Raw genomic sequence first — 21498 nt, 5'->3', positions numbered from 1 at the left:
GCGGCGGGCTCGGGACGGGGAGGACATGGCCGAGGCAGCACCGATCCTCACGATGACCGGCATCAGCAAGCGGTTCCCCGGCGTGGTCGCCCTGGCCGGGGTGGACTTCCGGATGCTGCCCGGCGAGGTGCACGCCCTGATGGGCGAGAACGGCGCCGGGAAGTCGACCCTGATCAAGGTGTTGACCGGGGTCTACGACATCGACGAGGGCGACATCCGACTGGCCGGCGAACCGGTCCGGTTCACCGGCCCGCCGCAGGCCCAACAGGCCGGCATCAGCACCGTGTACCAGGAGGTCAACCTCTGCCCCAACCTCTCGGTGGCGGAGAACATCCAACTCGGCCGCGAACCCCGGCGCCTCGGCGCCATCCGCTGGGCCGAACTGCGGCGCCACTCCAGTGAACTGGTCGGTCGGCTCGGGCTCGACATCGACGTCACCGCGCCGCTCGGCACGTACTCGCTGGCCGTGCAGCAGATGGTGGCGATCGCCCGGGCGGTGGACGTCTCCGCCAAGGTGCTCATCCTCGACGAGCCGACGTCCAGCCTGGACGCCGGTGAGGTCGCCCAGCTGTTCCGGGTCATGCGCCAACTCAAGAGCGAGGGGGTGGCGATCCTGTTCGTCTCGCACTTCCTCGACCAGGTCTACGAGATCGCCGACCGGATGACCGTGCTGCGCAACGGGCGACTGATCGGCGAGTACCGGGTCGCCGAACTCTCCCCGCTGGAACTCGTCGGTCGGATGATCGGCAAGGAGCTCGCCACCCTGGACGAACTGGCCGAACACTCCCGACGTCCACTCGCCACCGTCGAACGGGGCGAACCGGTCGTCGACGCCCGGGAACTGGGACGCGACGGGGCGGTGGCCCCGTTCAGCCTCACCATCCACGCCGGGGAGGTGGTGGGCCTCGCCGGCCTGCTCGGCTCGGGGCGTACCGAGGTGGCCCGGCTGCTCTTCGGCGCGGACCGGGCCGACCACGGCAGCCTCCGGATCGACGGTGCCGAGGTCAGCCTCCGCAACCCCCGGAACGCGATGGGACACCGGATCGCCTTCTGCTCCGAGAACCGGCGTACCGAGGGGCTGGTCGAGGAGCTGACCGTCCGGGAGAACATCATCCTCGCCCTCCAGGCGGCCCGCGGCTGGTCACGGCCGATTCCGCGACGCCGCCAGGACGAGCTTGTCGACCGGTACGTCCGCGCACTGGACATCCGACCGGCGGACCCGGAGGCCCGGGTCGGGCACCTCAGCGGCGGAAACCAGCAGAAGGTGCTGCTCGCCCGCTGGCTGATCACCGAGCCCCGGTTGCTGATCGTGGACGAGCCGACCCGGGGAATCGACGTCGGCGCCAAGGCGGAGATCCAGCGGCTTGTCGTCGAACTCTCCGACGGCGGGATGGCGGTGCTGTTCATCAGCGCCGAACTCGAGGAGGTGCTACGGCTGAGCCACAAGATCGCGGTACTTCGCGACCGGCGGATGGTCGAGCAGGTGGAGAACTCCGAGGACGTCGACGCCGACCGGATCATGCGGACCATCGCCAGTGGAGGTGCGGCATGACATCCCCGGCCACCCTGTCTGCCCTGCTCCGCCACCGGCTGGTCTGGCCGGTCGGCGTACTCGTGCTGCTCATCGTCGGCAACCTCGTCTTCACGCCCAGCTTCCTGTCGATCGAGGTACGTGAAGGCCACCTCTACGGCTCGCTGATCGACATCCTGCGCTCCGCCGCCCCGCTCGCCCTGGTCGCCCTCGGCATGACCCTGGTCATCGCCACCGGCGGCATCGACCTGTCGGTCGGCTCGGTCGTCGCCATCTCCGGAGCGGTCGCCTGCTGGTGGATCGTCGGACTCGGCGACCAGAACAGCCTCGGCGGAGTGCTCGGCGCGGTCGCCCTCGCGCTCGGCCTGTCCCTGTTGCTCGGCGCCGGAAACGGACTGCTCGTCGCCGCCGTCGGCATCCAGCCGATCATCGCGACGCTGATCCTCATGGTCGCCGGTCGCGGGGTCGCCCAGCTCGTCACCGACGGACAGATCATCACGGTGAACTCCGGCCCCTACGAGGTGATCGGAAAAGACTACTGGCTCACCTTCCCGGTCTCGGTCCTCATCGTCGCGGTGATGGTCGCCGGCACCCTGGTGCTCACCCGGCGTACCGCGCTCGGCCTGCTGATCGAGTCGGTCGGCGGCAATCCCACGGCGAGCCGACTGGCCGGCGTCAACGCCCGCCGGCTCACCGTGCTGGTGTACGTCTTCGCCGGTTTCTGCGCCGGTCTGGCCGGCCTGATCGTCAGCTCGAACGTCTCCAGCGCGGACGGCAACAACGCCGGCAACCTCATCGAACTCGACGCGATCCTCGCGGTGGTGATCGGCGGCACCGCGCTGGCCGGCGGCCGGTTCTCCGTCCTCGGCAGTGTGATCGGCGCCCTGGTGATCAAGACGCTGGACATCACCATCTACACGATCGGCGTACCGACCAACACCACCCTGCTGTTCAAGGCGATCGTGGTGGTGGTGCTCTGTCTCGCCCAGTCACCCGCCTTCCGGGCCCGGGTCCTCGGCCGGCGACGGCGCGGACCGGACGTACCCGATCCGGCCCCGCCCACGGCGCGGACAGAGGTGCCGGTGTGAGCCGGCGGGAGCACGTGCAGAGCGAGGAGGCGCGATGACCGACCTGGAGACCCGGACGCCGCCGGCGGCCACCGCCGCCGGCGTCCGTGGCCGCGGCTACCGACCGAACCAGCGGCACGTCCCGGTGCTCGCCACCCTGGGGTTGCTGGTCCTGATGTACGGCGTCGGGGTGGTCAACTACGAGGGCTTCTCCGACACCCAGATCGTGCTGAACATCTTCGTCGACAACGCGTTCCTGCTCGTGGTCGCGGTCGGCATGACCTTCGTGATCCTCACCGGCGGCATCGACCTGTCGGTGGGGGCGGTCGTCGCGCTCACCACCCTGATCGCGGCGGAACTGCTCAACGCCGGCTGGCCGGCCGCCGTGGTGCTGCCCCTGGTCCTGCTCGTCGGTACCACCATCGGCCTCGGCATGGGCTGCATCATCCACTTCTTCGAGGTGCAGCCGTTCATCGCCACCCTGGCCGGGATGTTCCTGGCCCGGGGCCTGTGCTTCCTGATCAGCGACGCGTCGGTGCCGATCGCCGACCCGTTCTGGACCGGCGTCGCGCAGCAGCGGCTCGCGTTCGGCGGGTTCTTCGTCTCGATCAGCGCGGTCGTCGCCGTGCTGGTGGTGCTGGTCGCCGCGTACGTCCTCGCGTACACCCGGTTCGGCCGGACCGTGTACGCCGTCGGCGGCAATCCGCAGTCGGCCGGGCTGATGGGACTGCCGGTGGGTCGTACCCGGATCGTGGTCTACACGATCAGCGGGTTCTGCTCGGCGCTCGGTGGCGTACTGCTCAGTTTCTACATGCTCTCCGGTTACAGCCTGCACGCCCAGGGCATGGAACTCGACGCGATCGCCGCCGTGGTGATCGGCGGAACCCTGCTCACCGGCGGCTCCGGTTACCTTTTCGGCACGGTGCTCGGGGTGCTGGTCTACGGGCTGATCCAGACGATCATCACGTTCCAGGGGGATCTCAGTTCGTGGTGGACCCGGATCGTGATCGGGGTGCTGCTGCTCGCGTTCATCCTGCTGCAGCGGCTGGTCACCCACCGGACGCGCCGTTGACCGGGGGAGTCCGGGCGGGCGGCCGCCCGGACTCCCGTACCGTCGGCGACGGTTCACGGCCGGCGGTCAGTGGACGTACGGCGGTCAGTGGACGTACGGCCAGCCGGCGGCGTCGTAGTTGAGCAGGTTGATGCCGAGCAGGGCCGTGCCGTTGTCGGCGTAGTAGTGGTGGAAGAGGACGTCGCCGTCGACGTCGGCGAGGACCGCCTGGTGGCCGGGGCCGTGCACGCCGCCGTGTCCGGGCAGGATCTCGGTGCCGTCGCCGGAGGTCAACGGCACCCCGTTGCGGTCGAGGAACGGGCCGGTCGGGCTGGTCGCAATCCGTGTGATCCGGGCGCCGTAGGTCGTGATCTGGTGTCATACCGGCTCGGCGGGTCCCCGTACGTCGGGCAGAGCCGGGATAACCTGCCTGCGGTGCCTCGAGGCGCGTGACCGGAGGAGTCGATGCGGAGATGACGGCAGGGCGACCGATGCCCACACAGGACGACGTGCTCGGGTATTTCCGCACGCTGTCGAACTGGGGACGGTGGGGCGACGACGACCAGCTCGGGACGCTGAACCACATCACCGACGACGTCCGGCTGGCGGCGGCCCGGGCTGTGCGCCACGGCAGGAGCGTGTCGTGCGCGTGGGAGGTTGCCGTACCGGAGGAGATGGAGCGGGCGACGACGACGTGTCCGTGCGCCGCCGACATGCCGGGTGCCGAGCAGATGCCGCCCGCCTTCCATGCCGACCGGCGTTGGGGCTTCTCGTCCGAACGGCTCGGCATCACCTTCCACGGCAACACGGTCACGCACGTCGACTCGCCGTGCCACATCTTCTGGGACGGCACGATGTACAACGGGCGGTCGCACTCGTTGGTCGACGCCGGGACGGGATCGGGGTGGGCGGCCGTCACGGCGGCGGCGAACGGGATCGTCACGCGTGGGATCCTGCTGGACATCGCGCGGGTCCGCGAGGTGCCGTGGTTGGAGCCGGGGCAGGCCGTGTTTCCCGAGGATCTCGAGGAGGCCGAGCGGCGCCAGGGTGTGCGGGTCCGGTCCGGCGACGCGGTGCTGCTGCGGACCGGCTATGGCCGCTTCCGCCACGAGGCCGGTGCGGCCGGCGGTGTCACGCAGGCCGGCTGGCACGCGTCCTGCCTGCCGTGGCTCCAGGAACGGGAGGTCGCGCTGATCGGCGCCGACACCCCCCAGGACGTGCAGCCGTCGGGGTACGAGGACGTGTTGATGCCGGTGCACGCCGTGGGTCTCGTCGCGATGGGTCTGTGGCTGCTCGACAACTGCGACCTGGAGGGGTGCGCGACGACGGCTGCCGAGCTCGGCCAGTGGGACTTCCAGCTCGCGGTCGCGCCGGTCCGCTTCGCCGGTACGTCCGGCAGCCCGGTCAACCCGATCGCCACTTTCTGACCTGAGCTGCGACCCGCCGGGCCGGTGCGCGGGTGGCTGCCGCTCTCACGCGCTGCCGCGACGACGGGTCCGGCCACCGGCGAGGGGCGGCCGGACCCGTGTGGTCGTACCCGGTGGTGGACCGGGGTCAGCGGGCGGCGCCGGCGCGGCGCTTGGTCCAGACGTCGAACGCGACGGCGGCCAGCAGGACCAGGCCCTTGACCAGCATGACCCGCTCCGAGGGTGCGTTCAGCAGGGACATCCCATTGTTGATCACACCCATGATCAGGCCGCCGGTGATCGCCCCGACGATCCGGCCGACCCCGCCCTGGACCGCGGCGCCGCCGATGAACGCCGCCGCGATCGCGTCCAGTTCGAACTGGTTGCCGGCGACCGGGTTGGCCTGGTTGAGCCGGCCGGCGAAGATGACCCCGGCGAGGGCGGCGAGCACGCCCATGTTGACGAAGATCCAGAAGATCACCGACTTGACCTTCACGCCGGAGAGCGTGGCGGCGTGCAGGTTGCCGCCCACCGCGTAGATCTGCCGGCCGAAGACGGACCGGTTGGTCAGCACCGAGTAGCCGATCACCAGTCCGGTCAACAGCACCAGCACCCACGGCAGGTTGCGGAACCGGGCCAACTGCACCACCACGAAGAGCAGCACGATCGACGGCATGATGATCCGGAGCAGGAAGACCGGCATCGGGTCGACGGTCTGCTGGTAGCGGATCCGCGCGGCCCGGGACCGCCACTGGGTGGTCGCGATGCCGGCGACCGCGACCAGGCCGATCAGCAGGCTGAACAGGTCCGCGCCGCCGAGCGGCCCGAGGCCGACGTTGCCGAGGTAGCCCTCGGTGAACCCGTTGGAGAGGGTCCGCAGTTCGTCCGGGAACGGGCCGATGCCCTGGTTGCCGAGCGTGGTCAGGGTCAGCGCGCGGAACAGCAGCATGCCGGCGAGGGTGACGATGAACGCCGGGATGCCGAAGTAGGCGATCCAGAAACCCTGCCAGGCGCCGATCAGACCACCGACGACCAGGGTGATCAGCAGCGCCAGCGGCCACGGTACGCCGTGGTTGACGGTCAGTACGGCGGTGACCGCGCCACAGACCGCGACCACCGAGCCGACCGACAGGTCGATGTGCCCGGCGATGATGATCATGATCATCCCGATCGCCAGGATCAGGATGTAGGAGTTCTGCACCACGATGTTGCTGATGTTCTGCGGCTGCAGCATGTCGCCACCGGTCAGCACCGAGAACAGCACGACGATGAAGGCGAAGGCGATGTAGATGCCGCTCTGCCGCAGGTTGATCGTGAACCGGCGGGGAGCGCCGTCGGGGCTGCCCGGCGCGGCCGGGGTGCTGTCGACCGCGAGGTCGGCGTTGGTTGGTGCGACGCTGGTCATCGCGGTCTACTCCTGTCCCTTGGTCATGTATGTCATGAGGCGCTCCTGGGTGGCCTCCGCCCGGGGCACCTCGCCGGTGATCCGGCCGGCCGAGAGCGTGTAGATCCGGTCCGACAGACCGAGCAGTTCGGGCAGCTCGGAGGAGATCAGCAGGATCGCCTTCCCCTCGTCGGCCAACCGGTTGATGATCGTGTAAATCTCGTACTTGGCACCGACGTCGATGCCCCGGGTCGGCTCGTCGAGGATCAGCACGTCCGGATCCGTGAAGATCCACTTGGACAGTACGACCTTCTGCTGGTTTCCGCCGGAGAGGTTGCCGGTCACGCTGAGCACGTTCGGCGCCTTGATGTTCAGGTCCCGGCGGAAGCCGTCGGCGACCTGGTACTCCCGGTTGTCGTCCACCCAGCCCCGCCGGGCCAGCTTGCCCAACCCCGAGGCGGAGACGTTCCGCTTGATGTCCTCGATCAGGTTCAGTCCGTACCGCTTCCGGTCCTCGGTGGCGTACGCGATGCCGTGCCGGATCGCGTCCTGGACGCTGCGCAGCTCGATCGGCTGACCGTCCTTGACGATCCGCCCGGAGATCCGGTGCCCGTACGACCGCCCGAAGACACTCATCGCCAGCTCGGTGCGGCCGGCGCCCATCAGCCCGGCCAGCCCGACGATCTCACCCCGGCGCAGGGTCAGGTTGGCGCCGCTGACCACCCGCCGGTCGTGCTGGACGGGGGAGTAGACGGTCCAGTCCTCGATCCGCAGCACCTCCGTGCCGATCTTCGGCTCGCGCGGCGGGAACCGGTGGTCGAGGTCGCGCCCGACCATGCCGGAGATGATCCGGTCCTCGGTCACCTGGTCGGTGGCCATGTCGAGGGTTTCGATGGTCCGACCGTCCCGGAGGATGGTGATCGCGTCGGCGATCGAGATCACCTCGTTCAGCTTGTGCGAGATGATCACGCAGGTGATGCCCTCGTCGCGCAGCCCCCGGAGCAGGTCGAGCAGGTGCGCCGAGTCCTCGTCGTTGAGCGCGGCCGTCGGCTCGTCGAGGATCAGCAGCCGTACCTCCTTGGAGAGCGCCTTGGCGATCTCCACGAGCTGCTGCTTGCCCACCCCGACGTCGGAGACGACGGTGGTCGGGTTCTCGACCAGGCCGACTCGCTTGAGCAGCAGCGCGGCCTCGTGGTTGGTCCGGTTCCAGTCGATCAGGCCCCGCCGGGCCCGCTCGTTGCCGAGAAAGATGTTCTCCGCGATCGACAGCTGCGGGGCGAGCGCCAGTTCCTGGTGGATGATGACGATGCCGCGCTGCTCGCTGTCCCGGATCCCGGAGAACCGGCACGGCTCGCCGTCGAAGACGATCTCACCCTCGTACGTCCCGTGCCGGTAGACCCCGGACAGCACCTTCATCAGCGTGGACTTGCCCGCGCCGTTCTCGCCGCAGATGGCGTGGATCTGTCCCCGGCGCACCGACAGGTTGACGTCCTGCAACGCCTTGACTCCGGGAAACGACTTGGTGATGCCGCGCATCTGCAGGATGTGGTCGCTCATGGTCCTCACTGCTTTCCGCGGGTGCCCATGACGGGACCCGCCCCGTGGCCGACGGCCACGGGGCGGGACCGCCGGGTCAGCTCAGGTCGGCCTGGGTGTAGTAGCCGCTGTCGATCAGCGCCTGCTTGTAGTTGCTCTTGTCGACGATCACCGGGTCGAGCAGGTACGACGGCACCACCTTGTTGCCGTTGTCGTAGTCCTTGGTGTTGTTGACCTCGGGCGTGCCGCCCTTGAGCAGCGCGTCGGCCATCTTCACGGTCACCTCGGCGAGCTTACGGGTGTCCTTGTAGATGGTGGAGAACTGCTCGTTGGCGATGATCGACTTCACCGACGCCTTCTCCGCGTCCTGACCGGTCACCACCGGGTACGGCTGCCCGGCCACCCCGTAGCCGGCGCTCTTCAGTGCGGACAGGATGCCGATCGACAGGCCGTCGTACGGCGACAGCACGCCGTCGACCTTCGCCCCACTGCGGTACGTGGAGGTGAGCACGTCCTCCATCCGCTTCTGCGCGGTACCCGGGTCCCAGCGCAGGATCGCCACGGTCTTGAAGTCGGTCTGGCCGCTGGCCACCTTGAGGGTGCCCTTGTCGATGTACGGCTGCAGCACGCTCATCGCCCCGTTGAAGAAGAACGTGGCGTTGTTGTCGTCCGGCGAGCCGGCGAACAGCTCGACGTTGAACGGCCCCTTCGCCTCGCCCGGGGTGCCGTCCTCCTTCAGCAGCTTCAGGCCGACCAGCAGCGAGGTCGCCTGCTGCACCCCGACCTTGAAGTTGTCGAAGGTGGCGTAGTAGTCGACGTTGGGGCTGTTGCGGATCAGCCGGTCGTAGGCGATGACCGGGATGTTGGCCGCCTTGGCCTGCTCCAGCTGGCTGGTCAGCGCGGTGCCGTCGATGGACGCGATGATCAGCAGCTTGGCGCCCTTGGTGATCTGGTTCTCCAGCTGGTTGACCTGCGTCGGGATGTCGTCCTCCGCGTACTGCAGGTCGACCTTGTAGCCGAGCGCCTCGAGCTGCTTCTTGACGTTGTCGCCGTCGGCGACCCAGCGCTCGGATCGCTTGGTGGGCATGGTGACCCCGATCAGCGCGCCGGCGTTGTCACCGGCCTGCGGCTTCTCGTCCACCGTCTTGGTGCTCGAGCCGCAGGCGGACAGGGCGGCGGCCAGCGTGACGGCGGTGGCCGCCGTCACGAGCCGGGTGAACTTCATTGTTCTCTCCTTCATCGGTGGCGGATTCGGTGGACCCGTCCGTGGTGTGCCGGCCGACGACCGGCGGTGCTCAACGGTTGGTCGGAATGCCCTGGGCGAGCCGGTGGTATGCCTGGTTCCAGCGCATCCGGTCCCGGAAGTCGACGGCGGTGGTGTGCTCGTCGATCAGCAGCAGTTCGGTGTGCAGCATGTCGGCGAAGTCCCGCAGCGGTTCGGCACCGACCGCCTGGGTCAGTACGGTGTGGTGCGGTCCGCCGGCGGTGAGCCACGCCTCGGCCGAGGTGGAGAGGCTCGGCGCCGGCTTCCACACCGCCCGGGCGACCGGCAGGTTCGGCAGGGGCTCGTCCGGGGTGACCACCTCGACCTCGTTGGCCACCAGCCGGAACCGGTCGCCGAGGTCGACCATGCCGATCACCACGCCCGGGCCGGGGGCGGCGTCGAAGACCAGCCGCACCGGGTCCTCCCGGCCGCCGATGCTCAGCGGGTGGATCTCACACGACGGCTGCCCGCCGGCGATGCTCGGGCAGACCTCCAGCATGTGCGCGCCGAGGATCTTCGGCTCGCCCGGTCCGAAGTGGTAGGTGTAGTCCTCCATGAACGAGGTGCCCCGGCCGGTGCCGGCGCCCATCGCCTTCACCCCGGCCAGCAGCGCCGACGTCTTCCAGTCGCCCTCGCCGCCGAAGCCGTAGCCGTCGGCCATCAGCCGCTGCACGGCCAGGCCGGGCAACTGGCGCAGCCCGCCCAGGTCCTCGAAGTTGGTGGTGAAGGCGCCGAAGTCCCCGGCGGTCAGGAACTGGCGCAGCCCCGCCTCGATCCGCGCCGCGTAGCGCAGCGAGTCGTGCCGGTCACCGCCCCGGACCAGTTCCGGCGCCAGCCGGTAGACGTCGGCGTACTCGGCGACCAGCGCGTCGACCGCCTTGTCCTCGACCGCGTCGACCGCGGCGACCAGGTCGTTGACCCCGTACGTGTTGACCGAGAAGCCGAACCGCAGCTCGGCCTCGACCTTGTCGCCCTCGGTGACCGCCACGTCCCGCATGTTGTCGCCGAACCGGGCCAGCCGCAGTCCGCGCAGGTGGGCGACGCCGGCCGCGGCCCGGGCCCAACCGTCGACCCGCTCGACGGTACGCGGATCCGAGACGTGTCCGGCAATGGTCTTGCGAGCCACCCCGAGCCGGGTCTGCACGAAACCGAACTCCCGGTCGCCGTGCGCGGCCTGGTTGAGGTTCATGAAGTCCATGTCGATGGACTGCCAGGGCAGGCTCAGGTTGAGCTGGGTGTGCAGGTGCAGCAGCGGCTTGCGGAGCGCGTCCAGACCGGTGATCCACATCTTGGCCGGGGAGAACGTGTGCATCCAGGCGATCACCCCGAGGCAGGCCGGGTCGGCGTTGGCCGCGAGCATCACCTGGCGGATCGCCGCCGCGTCGGTGAGGACCGGCTGCCACACCAGCTCGACGGAGAGCCGGCCGGAGGAGACCAGCTCACGCTGGATGCGCTGGGACTGGTCGGCGACCTGCGCCAGCGTTTCCGGACCGTACAGGTGCTGGCTCCCGGTGAGGAACCAGACCTGTGGCTTGCTGCTGCTCGGCATGACGGACCCTCCGGTCGGTGGCAGATTCACTGCCCGTAGACGTTCTGGTAGCGCGCGTACAGCGCGTCGATGTCCCGCTCGGCGATCGGCAGCGGGGTGCCGAGCTGGCGGGCGATGTGTACGGTGCGGGCCACGTCCTCGCACATCACGGCCGCCTTCACCGCGGCCTTCGCGGTGGCGCCGATGGTGAAGACGCCGTGGTTGCGCATCAGCACCGCCGGCGAGCGGTGTCCGGCGAGGGTCTGCACGATGCCCCGGCCGATCGAGTCGTCACCGATCAGCGCGAACGGCCCGACCGGGATCTCACCGCCGAACTCGTCGGCGATCATCGTGAGGACGCAGGGGATCGGCTCACCCCGGGCGGCCCAGGCGGTGGCGTACGTCGAGTGGGTGTGCACCACCCCGCCGACCTGAGGCATGTGCTGGTAGACGTACGCGTGCGCGGCGGTGTCCGAGGAGGGCGCGAGGTCGCCGTCGACGAGCGTGCCGGTCAGGTCGGTGACCACCATGTTCGCCGGGCTGATCTCGTCGTACGCGACACCGGAGGGTTTGATCACCAGCAGGTCGGCGCCCGGCACCCGGGCCGACACGTTGCCGGCGGTCCAGACCACCAGTTGGTTACGGGGCAGCTCGGCGTGCAGCGCGGCGACCTCACGACGGAGTACGGCGATGGTCTCGGCGACCGCCGCCACGGTCCGGGTCACCGGGTCACCAGCTCGTCACCGGCAGGTGCCGGTTCGGTAAGCGCCCGCCGTTGGATGGCCCGCAGTCTGCGCATCACGGTGTTCCCTCCCCGTCCGAAGTGGTCGTGCAGTTCCCGGTACTCGCGGTACAGCTCGTCGTACCGGGCGGCGGCGGCCTCGTCGGGCTGGTAGACGCCCCGTTCGACCCCGCCCATCCGGGCGGCGGCGGCCCGGATGTCCGGGTACGCCCCGGCGGCGACCGCCGCGTGGATCGCCGACCCGAGCGCCGGTCCCTGGTCGGAGACGATCCGGGCCAGCGGCAGCCGGGTGACGTCGCTGTAGATCTGCATCAGCAGTCTGTTGCGGACCAGTCCGCCGCTGACCACCAGTTCGGTGACCGGCACCCCGGCGGCGGTGAACGTCTCGATGATGGTCCGGGTGCCGAACGCGGTGGCCTCGATCAGGGCGCGGTAGATGTCCTCCGGGCGGGTGGCCAGGGTCTCCCCGACGAGCAGGCCGGAGAGCTCGTGGTCGACCAGCACCGAACGGTTGCCGCTGTGCCAGTCCAGCGCGATCAGGCCGTGTTCGCCGATCCGCTGCCGGGCGGCCAGCCGGGTCAGGTGCTCGTGTACCGAGATGCCGCCGGCGCGGGCCGCGTCGACGTAGTCCGGGGGAACGTGCCGGCGTACGAAGTGGGCGAAGATGTCGCCGACGCCGCTCTGCCCGGCCTCGTAGCCCCACAGTCCCGGGACGATGCCGCCGTCCACCACGCCGCACATGCCCGGGACCTCGCGCAGTTCGGCGCCGTTCATCACGTGGCAGGTCGAGGTGCCCATGATCGCCACCATCTGGCCGGGGTCGAGGGCCTGGCCGGCGGCGGCGGTGACGTGCGCGTCGACGTTGCCGACCGCGACCGCGATCCCGGCCGGCAGGCCGGTCCACTCGGCGGCCTGGGCGGAGAGGGTGCCGGCGCGGGCGCCGAGCTCGCCGGTCGGCTGGTCGATCTTGCTGACGAAGTCGGCGAAGTCGGGGTTGAGCGCGGCCAGGAACTCCGGGTCGGGATAGCGACCGTCCTGGCGGATGCCCTTGTAGCCGGCGCTGCAGACGTTGCGGACGTAGCTGCCGGTGAGCTGCCAGACGATCCAGTCGGCGGCCTCGACCCAGTGCACGATCGCGGCGTAGACCTCGGGGTCCTCTTCCAGGACCTGCAGCCCCTTGGCGAACTCCCACTCCGAGGAGATGAACCCACCGTAGCGGGGCAGCCACCATTCGCCGCGATCGGCGGCGAGCTGGTTGATCCGGTCGGCCTGCGGTTGCGCGGCGTGGTGGCGCCAGAGCTTGACGTAGGCGTGCGGCCGGTCGGCGAAGGCGGGCAGTTCGGACAGGGGGGTGCCGTCGGCCAGGGTGGGGACCATCGTGCAGGCGGTGAAGTCGGTGCCGATCCCGACCACCCGGCCGGGGTCGACCCCGGCGGCGGCGATCGCGGCGGGGACCGCCTTGCGCAGTACGTCGACGTAGTCGCCGGGGACCTGGAGAGCCCAGTCGGGGCCGAGGGGCGTGCCGCTGCCCGGCAGCGCCTCGGTGACCACCGCGTGGGGGTATTCGTGCACCGCGGAACCGAGTTCGGCACCGTCGGAGACCCGGACGACCACGGCGCGTCCGGAGAGCGTGCCGAAGTCGATCCCGACGACAAGAGCTTCCGACTGGTCATGCGTCATCTGCGGCACCTCGGTGTGCTGGGGGCGTACGGCGACAGCCGTGTCGTGAGGCACATTGTTATCGCTAACATTTTGCCCGGTCAACCGGGGCAGGTAACGCTTGGGTAACGTTGGTCAGGTTGCCGTAACGTGCAGTTCGCCTCGTCAGTCGTCGATCGGCCGCGCCAGCTGACAGGCAACCGCCGGCTGGTCGAAGCGTTGCTGTGAGCGGTAACAGAACCGACCGTCGGTCGAGCCCGGCGTGCGGGTCGGCGTGCGGGTCGCTCCCGGTTGCCGCCGGTCCGCCGCTCCACCACCGCGCCACGTCTCCTCCCGGCCAGCCCGCCGGGGACCGACCAATCATAACTGTCGATCACGCCGGAGCCGAGCGGCCGGCACCGGCCGACGGACCGCCGGACGGTCCGGCGAGGGTGGCCCGGAACAGGCGTTCGGAACTGTTCCGAACACGGTGAGTGTTGTCGGAACGTCACGCGTGATGGTTCGGTGGTTCCAGGTGCGTTTCCTTCGACCGATGTGCGGGGGGAAGGACAGAGGTTGGCCGAATTCCATGTCGACGACGCCGGCCTCGAGCAGTTGGCCAAGGCTCTCGAGGAGGCGTTTCTCGATGCCTCCCAGATCCAGTACCGACTGACCCACCACGCGGAGTTGCCACCCGGCCGAGAGGGACTCCTCAACGCCGTACGGGGCGGTGTGCAGCACACGTACCGGTGGGGACAGGAGCACACGCAGCGGATCGCGCTGCTGCTCAGCGACACCGGCCGGGCGGTGGAGGCGGCGGGCAAACGCTACCGGGAGTCCGACGACCGGGCGGCCCGGGCCCTGGACAGCTTTTTCGTGGGACAGGACGAGGGCCGGTTCAGGGAGCTTCCACCGCCTCGTACCGGCCGGCTCTTCAAGGACAGCGGCGTCCACGGGGTGGAGTGGTACCTCGAGCCGGGCAACCACATGCGGGAGGCGCCGAACTTCGAATACCAGTTCAACCATCTGGCCGACACGTTGAGCGCCAGCGCGCACATCCGCAACATCATCTACCAGCTCTTCAACTACGACATCTTCGAGTTCTTCCTGGAGTGGATCGCTGGTGACTGGAACGGGCTGTGGAGAGCGGGCAGCGAGTTCCAGAACGCCGGAGCGGCCGTCGAGTGTCTCGGCAACAACGTCGTTGCCTTCGCCAACGACCTGCCGGCGGTGTGGCGGGGCAATGCGGCCGACGGGTGCCGGGACTACCTGCTGCGACTGGGGCAGGCGATCAGCGCGCAGGAAGGTGTCTACCGATCGGTCGGCGCGGAGTACCACCAGGCGGCCAAGTTGGCGTACCAGGAGTTCGAACTGGCCGGCGCCGTGCTGGGCCTGTTGCTGGACAAGCTCATCGAGATCGGCGTCGCGATCGTGGCCGGCACCGCGACCATCGAGACGGTGGTCGGCGGAGTCATCGGGTACGGCGTCGCCGCCTACCTCATCAAGCAGGCGTACGACCTCTGGACCGAGTTCAACGGCATCTTCGCGAAACTCGACACCATCATCAAGTCCATCAACTACGGCCTGACCAACGTCAACGGCAGCAACGGAGTCCGGATCTGTGCCCTTCCGCTGCCGACGGCGCCGTACAGGTTCACACAGGACAAGGCCGGACCGGTCGCGCCGACAGGCTAGGGGAGCGGGACTGACGTGGAGGAACTCCGCCAGGACGAGGTCGTCGACTACCTGCGGCACGGGCTGCTCCGCAACCTCCAACGCACGTCCGCGGACGAGGTGCTGCGGGAGGTCGCCGACGCCGTACTGTCCGGGCACGTCACGCTCCGGGAGGCGTTGACCAGCCGGGCGTACGGGGAGGCGCTCGGTGGGTTGCTGGAGAAGGTCGGCGAGGACCCGGACGCGCTGTCGCCCGAGGCGCAGGCCCGGTACGCCGAGGAGGCGCGCGGGTTCGAGGAGCGGCTGGCCAGCGAACAGGGCATCCGGATCGTCGGCACCTGAGGTACCGGTGCCGGACCGGCGATCCGCGGTGCGGGAAAAAATCCGAGCCGGATCCGCAACCGGGTGCCGTTGACAGATATGATCCGCCGGTTGCGCCCTACCCCGCCCGTAGCCGAGCCGTCGGGACCGGGTCCGCGATCGTATGGAGGATGACGCATGTCCCAAGGGCAGGACTTCTTCGGCCTAACCGAGGACATGATCTCACGGCCGAACTTCGAGTCCGTACTGCGCGGTTTCGACAAGCGACAGGTCGAGCAGTACGTCGCCCAGGTCTCCGCCGAGGTGTCGAAGCTGACCGCCGAACGCGGGCAGGCGTACAATCAGCTCCAGCACGTGACCGCGCAGCTGCAGCAGGTGCAGGCGGAGCTGAGCGAGCTGAGCCAGCGGCCGGCGCAGGTGGACCGGGCCTCCTTCCGGGATCTCGGCCCGATGGTCGACCAGATCCTGGCGCTGGCCGAGAAGCAGGCCGAGGCGATCGTGAACACCGCCGCGCAGCGGGCCTCCGAGCATCAGAACGAGGCCGAGCGGCTGCTCGCCGAGAGCCGTGAGCGGGCCGAGAAGCTGATCGCCGACGGCGAGGCCGCCCAGGCCCGGGCCGAGCAGGAGGCGTTGCGGATCAACGAGCAGAGCGCCCAGCAGATCGAACAGGCGCGCAGCGAGGCCGAGGCGATGGTGGAGGCCGCGCGGATGCGGGTCCACCAGGAGATCGAGGCGGCCCGTGGCCAGACCCAGCAGGAGTTGGCCCAGTGGAAGGCCAACGTCGAGCGGGAACTGAACGAACGGCGGGCCGCCGCCGAGGCGGAGCTGGCCCGCCAGCAGAGCGTCGTCGAGCAGGAGAACGCCGCACGTCAGGCGGAGACCCAGCAGTACGTGACCGACCTGCGTCGGCACGCCGAGGAGCAGGCTGCCGCCGCCCAACAGCAGCTGACCACGGTCCAGGAGGAGATCGAGTCCCGGCAGCAGGCGCTGGCCCAGCTCCAGGCGGCCCAGGAGACCGCGCAGCAGCGGCTCGGACAGTCGCGTCAGGAGCGGGCCACGGCGGAACACGAGATCGCCCAGTTGCAGCAGCGTCTCGGCGAGGTGCGGCAGGACCTCACCGCCGAACTCAACCGGCTGGAGGAGGCGCGGCGGGCGGCGGACACCGCCGAACGGCACGCCCAGGAGGTCCGGGCCCGGGTGCAGCGTGAGGCGAAGCGGGTGGCCGACCGGGCCGCGGCGGCGGTGATGGCGGCGGCGGCGATCAGTGCCGAGACCGGCGAGTACCGGATGGTGGCGGTCCGGGCGGACGCCGCCCGTGCCGCCGCCGAGGAGACCGTCGCCGAGTTGGAGGCTGCCGCGTCGGCCGAGCCGGCCGCTGAGCCGGCCGCCGAACCGGTTGCCGAGCCGGTCGCCGCCGAGGTCGGTGCGCATCACCACCACCAGCACTACCACCAGCCGATGCCGGTGGCCGACAACGGCCGGTTCTAGGTTCGCCGGCGGCAGCGGCACGCTGGCGGCCCGACACCCTCGCCCACGTCCCCCTCGACGGCCTCGTTCTGCGCGGAACGGACCTCTTCCCGCCGGTCGTGCCCGATCCTGGAAGTGGTCCCCTGCCCGGGCCGGTCGCCCGGGGCGTGTGCCGTTCTTGCCGTGGGTGACGCGGAACACCTGCGAAAACGGGCTTTGTAATAGGTGACCGGGCTACGGTTATTTCATTGGCCAGGGACGTCCGAGCGCGGCTCGGACCGACCCGGCGACCGCAGCCGTCATCGAGGGGGAGCCATGGCCGCAGCTGTCCTGTCCTACGAGGTGTTCGTCTCCGACGGTCCGGCCCGGGCCGGTGAGCAGCGCATGCCGGACGGATCACCGATCTACTGGAATCCGCTCTCGTCCACGCTGATCTACGGCGCCGAGGAGGCGCTCCTGGTGGACCCGCCGTTCACCCGGGAGCAGATCGCGCAGGTGGGTGACTGGGTCGAGGCTTCCGGACGGCGTCTCGCGTACGTCTACGCCACGCACGGACACGGGGACCACTGGTTCGGCACCAACGAGCTGCTCAAGCGCTTCCCCGGCGCCGTCGCCTACGCGACGCCCGGCACCATCGAGGTCATGCACCAGCAGGCCACCGTCGGACGCGAGCAGTTGTTCGACCGGGTCTTCCCGGGACTGATCCCGGAGTCACCGGTCGTCGCCGTGCCGGTCCCCGCCGAAGGGTTCCTGCTCGAGGGCAACCCCGTCCGGGCGGTCGAGACCGGACACACCGACACCGACCAGACCACCGTCCTGCACGTGCCCTCGATCGGCCTCGTGGTGGCCGGTGACGTCGTCTACAACGGCGTCCACCAGTACCTCCTGGAAACCGTCGATGGTGGCCTGCGGGAATGGCTCGAAGCCCTCGACCGTGTCGAAGAACTCGCACCCCGCGCCGTCGTCGCCGGACACAAGAACCGGGACCGCTCGGACGACCCGGTCTGCGTCGACCTGACCCGGAAGTACCTGCTGGACGTGGAGCGGTTGCTGACGGAGAAGTCGACCGCCCGGGAGTTCTTCGACGAGATGATCCGGCTCTACCCGGACTGGGTGAACCGGGGACCGGCGTGGTACGGGGCGCTCGGCCTGATCGGGAAGTGACCCGATGACGCCCCCGCCCACGCCAGCCGCGGTTCCGGCACCGTGGCCCGCCACCGCGCGCTACGACCTCGAACCGGCTCCGGACGGCCTCGGGCTCGTCCAGGATCTGCTCAACACGGTGGACGCCGGGGTACCGAGGCAACCGGACCTCCTCGGCGACCTGGCGAGTGCCGCACGGTGGGCCAACGACGCGACGGCCCGGTGGTCGGCGGTCACCGGGCGGCCGGTCTCCGGGATCGTGCTCGATTCCGCCGGGCTCCGGGACCTGCGGGCCTTCCGTGACCGACTGTGGCAGGAGATCGACTCCCGGCTCCGTGCCGAGTCGGACCCCGGGCCCCCGGTGTCCGGACCCGCTGACGCCGTCCCGACCGGTCCCCGCCGAGCCGGTGCCGTGCTCCGGCTCGACGGGACCGGAGCCGTCCATCTCGAACCAGCCGGGACCGGGGCCGACCTGCTGATGTCGGTCGTCCTGGCGGCGCTGTTCGAGGCGCAGCTCGGCGACGTCCGGCGTCGGCTCAAGACCTGCCGAAATCCCCGCTGCCGGGTGGCCTTCTTCGACCGTTCGCGTAACAACAGCGGGGTGTGGCACTCGGTACGCGTCTGTGGGTACCCGACGAACCTGCGTGCCCACCGGGCGCGTCGGCGCCAGCCGGACTGATCGCTCGCGCCGGGCGCCCGCCGTCGGCGTTTTAGATCATGTGGCGCTTGCTGTCAATATCCGCTGTTTCGTCGGAGCTCGCCCGGGACTGCGCTCAGTGAGCGGCCGAACCGGGTGGGCGATTGCGCTGCGTACACCCAAGATCGTGTCTGCGCACCCTGAAACGATCATGGTCTGCCACGGTGGGTGATCCAGGCGGCGCGTCGTCACTGTCCGAGATGGTGTAACCGCATTCGTGATCATTGTCTCACTCGACATGTCCTAACGGGACACACACGATGTGTGAGAAATGAGGCGTCGTCACCTTGACCGACCGTTCTGCCGGCAATGTCGTACCTGACGGGAACAGCATGTTCCGTACCGATCGGGCGCGGCTCGGCGACGACGAGATGGGGAACGGGCCGTCCCGACGCCGGTGGCGTCCGGACGGCCCGTCGCTTGACGCTGCCACGAACCGGTTCGACCGAGAGGGAGAGGTAATGGTGGACTTGTCCCTTGTCGAGCACCTGAGCGGCCAGTTGGCCCGCCTGTCCGAGGTCGCCGGGCTCGACCCGGGCACCCCCCTCGACCTGCTGACCCGGATCCTCGGAACCGCCGGTCCCCGGCCGCTCACCGAGCCACCGGTGTGGCCGTCCGACGTGGCCGACGACCACACCCCGGTCGAGTACTCCCTCGCGTTCAACCGGGGCGAGCCACCGACCCTGCGGATCCTGGCGGAGGCACTGGGCTCGCCCCCCGACGCCCGGACGAACCTCGCCGCCGGCCACCGGTTCCTCGACGAGCAGGCCCGCCGGTTCGGACTCCCGACGTCCCGACTGGAGCAGGTCCGCGACCTGTTCAGCACAGACCGACCGCAGGGCGAGTTCGCACTCTGGCACTCGCTGGTGTTCCGCCACCGGCGGCCACCGGAGTTCAAGGTCTACCTCAATCCCGAGATCCACGGCGTCGACCGGGCACCCGGGCTGGTCGCCGAGGCACTGCACCGGCTCGGCCTCGGCAGGTCGTACCGGAACCTGCTGGACCACGGGGTACGCCCGGGTGAACTCGGCCGCCGGGACCGGCTCACCTTCTTCGCGCTCGACCTGCACGACGGGCCGCACACCCGGGTCAAGCTCTACCTGAGCCACCACGGCGCCGAGGTGCGGGACGTCATCCGGTCGGCCGGCGTGGTGGACGGTGTCGACGGGGCGGAACTCGCCGACTTCTGCGCCGTCGCCGGCGGCCGCACCGGCCCCTTCGACGGCCGGCCACTGGTGGGCAGCTACACCTTCACCGGCGACGCCGACCGGCCCGTGGGCTACAGCCTCTACGTGCCGATCCGTAGCTACGTCAGCGACGACGAGGAGGCCCGCGACCGGGTGGCGGCCCTGCTCACCCGGTACGGCTTCGACAGCGCGCAGCTCGACCGGGCGATCGCGGCGGTGACGCCGCGGTCGCTGCGCGACGGCGTCGGGCTGATCGCACACGTGTCGCTACGGCTGGGACCGCCCCGACCCGGGGTGACGGTCTACCTCTCCGCCGAGGCGTACCGGGTCTCGCCACCGCGCCCCCGCCACCTGCGGACGCCCGGTGACCCGCTGACCGTTCCGGACGGCCGATCCCGGCCCGGACAACACCTGAGATACGAGGAGCGAGTTGTGTCCGTCCATCCGCGAGTGACGTTGCCGCCGTACCGGATCAAGGTTGTCGAACCGATCCCCTTTCTCACCGCGGAGCAGCGTCGCCAGGCCCTCGCCGACGCCGGCTACAACCCGTTCAACCTGCGCGCCGACCAGATCACCATCGACCTGCTCTCCGACTCGGGCACCGGGGCGACCTCGGCCGCCCAGGAGGCCGCCGCCGCGCTCGGCGACGAGTCGTACGCGGGTGCCCGCTCCTGGTTCCGCTTCCTCGACGAGGTACGGGACCTCACCGGATACCCGCACATCCTGCCGGTGCACCAGGGCCGGGCCGGCGAGCGGGTGCTCTTCGGCAGCCTGCTGAGACCCGGGCAGCTCTGCGTCAGCAACACCCACTTCGACACCACCCACGCCAACGTGACACTGGCCGGCGCCGAGCCCCGCGACCTGCCGTGCCCGGAGGCCGCCGACCTGGACGACCCCGCCCCGTTCAAGGGCAACATCGACCTCGTCGCGCTGGAATCGCTGCTGACCGGGCCCGAGGCGCCCCGGGTCGGGCTGGTCCTGATGACCATCACCAACAACGGCCTCGGTGCCCAGCCGGTCTCGATGGCGAACCTGGAGGCTGTCCGGGAACTGTGCCGTCGGCACCGGGTGCCGTTCTTCCTGGACGCCGCGCGGTTCGCCGAGAACGCCTGGCTGGTCGGGCAGCGGGAGCCGGCGTACCGGGACTGGACGCCCCGACAGATCGCCGCCCGGGCCTTCGCGCTCGCCGACGGCTGCGTGGTCAGTCTGAAGAAGGACGGCCTGTCGGCGATCGGCGGCTTCATCGGGCTGCGCGACGACATCCTGCACGCGGCCTGCGAGGCGAACCTGATCGCCACCGAGGGCTTCTCCACGTACGGCGGACTGGCCGGCCACGACCTGGAGCGGCTGGCCCAGGGCCTACGCGAGGTGGTCGACCCGGCGTACCTGGGGGCGCGGGCGGCGGCGACCGCCCGACTCGCCCAGATGATCAACGATGCGGGGGTGGACACCGTCCAGCCGCCCGGCATCCACGCCCTGTACCTCAACGCCGGCCGGCTCCTGCCGCACCTGGCGCCGCACGAGTTCCCCGGACACTCCCTCGGCTGCCAGCTCTATCTCGACGGCGGGATCCGTTGCGCCGAACTCGGCTCGCTCTACCTCGGCCGGATGGACGAGCGGCACCAGCTGGTCAGCCCGGCTCCCTTCGAACTCGTCCGGCTGGCCATCCCGCGCCGGGTCTACACCGACGAGCACTTCGAGTACGTCGCCGCGATCCTGGCCGACATCGCCAAGGATCCCGAACGTGTCCAGGGATACCGGATCGTCTCGTCGCCGCCCCTGCTGCGCCACTTCAAGGTACGGCTGGCCCCGGCGGCGGAGCGGGTCGCCGGATAGTCCGCACGCGCCACCCGGGACCCGTG

Annotated in this window: 17 protein-coding genes; 10 read left to right on the top strand and 7 right to left on the bottom strand. The window is 70.0% G+C overall.

From position 1 onward, the window contains the following. Positions 1 to 25: 25 nt before the first annotated feature. The 3 genes from ABGB05_RS18855 to yjfF are packed head-to-tail and all read left to right on the top strand — an operon-like array spanning position 26 to position 3670. On the top strand, positions 26 to 1552 hold the full coding sequence (locus tag ABGB05_RS18855) for a sugar ABC transporter ATP-binding protein (protein WP_347654741.1): 1527 nt from the start codon (positions 26 to 28) through the stop codon (positions 1550 to 1552). Next, on the top strand, positions 1549 to 2619 hold the full coding sequence (locus tag ABGB05_RS18850) for an ABC transporter permease (protein ID WP_347654740.1): 1071 nt from the start codon (positions 1549 to 1551) through the stop codon (positions 2617 to 2619). The genes ABGB05_RS18855 and ABGB05_RS18850 overlap by 4 nt, the downstream gene beginning before the upstream one ends. A gap of 34 nt (positions 2620 to 2653) precedes the next feature. Then, positions 2654 to 3670, top strand: coding sequence for a galactofuranose ABC transporter, permease protein YjfF (yjfF, locus tag ABGB05_RS18845; RefSeq protein ID WP_347654739.1), 1017 nt, complete (start codon positions 2654 to 2656; stop codon positions 3668 to 3670). An 84-nt stretch (positions 3671 to 3754) separates the two neighbouring features. Here the strand turns inward: yjfF and ABGB05_RS18840 are convergent, their stop codons facing one another. Next, positions 3755 to 3949, bottom strand: coding sequence for a hypothetical protein (locus ABGB05_RS18840; protein WP_347654738.1), 195 nt, complete (start codon positions 3947 to 3949; stop codon positions 3755 to 3757). Between the two features lie 191 nt (positions 3950 to 4140). Here ABGB05_RS18840 and ABGB05_RS18835 point away from each other — a divergent pair, with 191 nt between their 5' ends. Further along, entirely contained in the window at positions 4141 to 5076 is a 936-nt protein-coding gene (locus tag ABGB05_RS18835) for a cyclase family protein (protein WP_347654737.1), read from the top strand. A gap of 127 nt (positions 5077 to 5203) precedes the next feature. Here the strand turns inward: ABGB05_RS18835 and mmsB are convergent, their stop codons facing one another. From mmsB to araB, 6 genes are all read right to left on the bottom strand, one after another. Beyond that, on the bottom strand, positions 5204 to 6460 hold the full coding sequence (mmsB, locus tag ABGB05_RS18830; RefSeq protein ID WP_347654736.1) for a multiple monosaccharide ABC transporter permease: 1257 nt from the start codon (positions 6458 to 6460) through the stop codon (positions 5204 to 5206). 6 nt (positions 6461 to 6466) lie between these two features. After that, on the bottom strand, positions 6467 to 7996 hold the full coding sequence (gene mmsA / locus ABGB05_RS18825; RefSeq protein WP_347654735.1) for a multiple monosaccharide ABC transporter ATP-binding protein: 1530 nt from the start codon (positions 7994 to 7996) through the stop codon (positions 6467 to 6469). A 76-nt stretch (positions 7997 to 8072) separates the two neighbouring features. Beyond that, positions 8073 to 9200, bottom strand: a complete 1128-nt coding sequence (gene chvE / locus ABGB05_RS18820; protein ID WP_347654734.1) for a multiple monosaccharide ABC transporter substrate-binding protein — start codon at positions 9198 to 9200, stop codon at positions 8073 to 8075. 70 nt (positions 9201 to 9270) lie between these two features. Further along, on the bottom strand, positions 9271 to 10788 hold the full coding sequence (gene araA, locus ABGB05_RS18815; RefSeq protein ID WP_347654733.1) for an L-arabinose isomerase: 1518 nt from the start codon (positions 10786 to 10788) through the stop codon (positions 9271 to 9273). A gap of 26 nt (positions 10789 to 10814) precedes the next feature. Further along, positions 10815 to 11492 carry an L-ribulose-5-phosphate 4-epimerase gene (locus ABGB05_RS18810; protein WP_347654732.1) on the bottom strand — a complete coding sequence of 226 codons (678 nt, stop codon included), beginning with the start codon at positions 11490 to 11492 and terminating at the stop codon, positions 10815 to 10817. Further along, positions 11489 to 13189, bottom strand: a complete 1701-nt coding sequence (gene araB / locus ABGB05_RS18805; RefSeq protein WP_347654731.1) for a ribulokinase — start codon at positions 13187 to 13189, stop codon at positions 11489 to 11491. The genes ABGB05_RS18810 and araB overlap by 4 nt, the downstream gene beginning before the upstream one ends. Positions 13190 to 13723: 534 nt before the next feature. Between araB and ABGB05_RS18800 the strand changes: the two genes are divergently transcribed. From ABGB05_RS18800 to ABGB05_RS18775, 6 genes are all read left to right on the top strand, one after another. Beyond that, positions 13724 to 14842 carry a hypothetical protein gene (locus ABGB05_RS18800; RefSeq protein ID WP_347654730.1) on the top strand — a complete coding sequence of 373 codons (1119 nt, stop codon included), beginning with the start codon at positions 13724 to 13726 and terminating at the stop codon, positions 14840 to 14842. A 15-nt stretch (positions 14843 to 14857) separates the two neighbouring features. Continuing rightward, positions 14858 to 15163, top strand: a complete 306-nt coding sequence (locus ABGB05_RS18795) for a hypothetical protein (protein WP_347654729.1) — start codon at positions 14858 to 14860, stop codon at positions 15161 to 15163. A gap of 156 nt (positions 15164 to 15319) precedes the next feature. Continuing rightward, on the top strand, positions 15320 to 16630 hold the full coding sequence (locus ABGB05_RS18790; protein WP_347654728.1) for a hypothetical protein: 1311 nt from the start codon (positions 15320 to 15322) through the stop codon (positions 16628 to 16630). Between the two features lie 294 nt (positions 16631 to 16924). Then, complete coding sequence (locus ABGB05_RS18785; RefSeq protein WP_347654727.1) at positions 16925 to 17773, top strand: MBL fold metallo-hydrolase; 849 nt, start codon at positions 16925 to 16927, stop codon at positions 17771 to 17773. A 4-nt stretch (positions 17774 to 17777) separates the two neighbouring features. Beyond that, the gene (locus tag ABGB05_RS18780) at positions 17778 to 18431 is read left to right on the top strand and encodes a CGNR zinc finger domain-containing protein (protein ID WP_347654726.1); all 654 of its coding nucleotides are present in this window, start codon (positions 17778 to 17780) and stop codon (positions 18429 to 18431) included. Positions 18432 to 18910: 479 nt separating this feature from the next. Beyond that, complete coding sequence (locus tag ABGB05_RS18775) at positions 18911 to 21472, top strand: tryptophanase (protein ID WP_347654725.1); 2562 nt, start codon at positions 18911 to 18913, stop codon at positions 21470 to 21472. Positions 21473 to 21498: the final 26 nt, after the last annotated feature.

The sequence above is a fragment of the Plantactinospora sp. B5E13 genome, from assembly GCF_039871775.1.
Taxonomy (GTDB): Bacteria; Actinomycetota; Actinomycetes; order Mycobacteriales; family Micromonosporaceae; genus Plantactinospora.
This window is presented reverse-complemented; position numbering and strand designations above follow the sequence as displayed.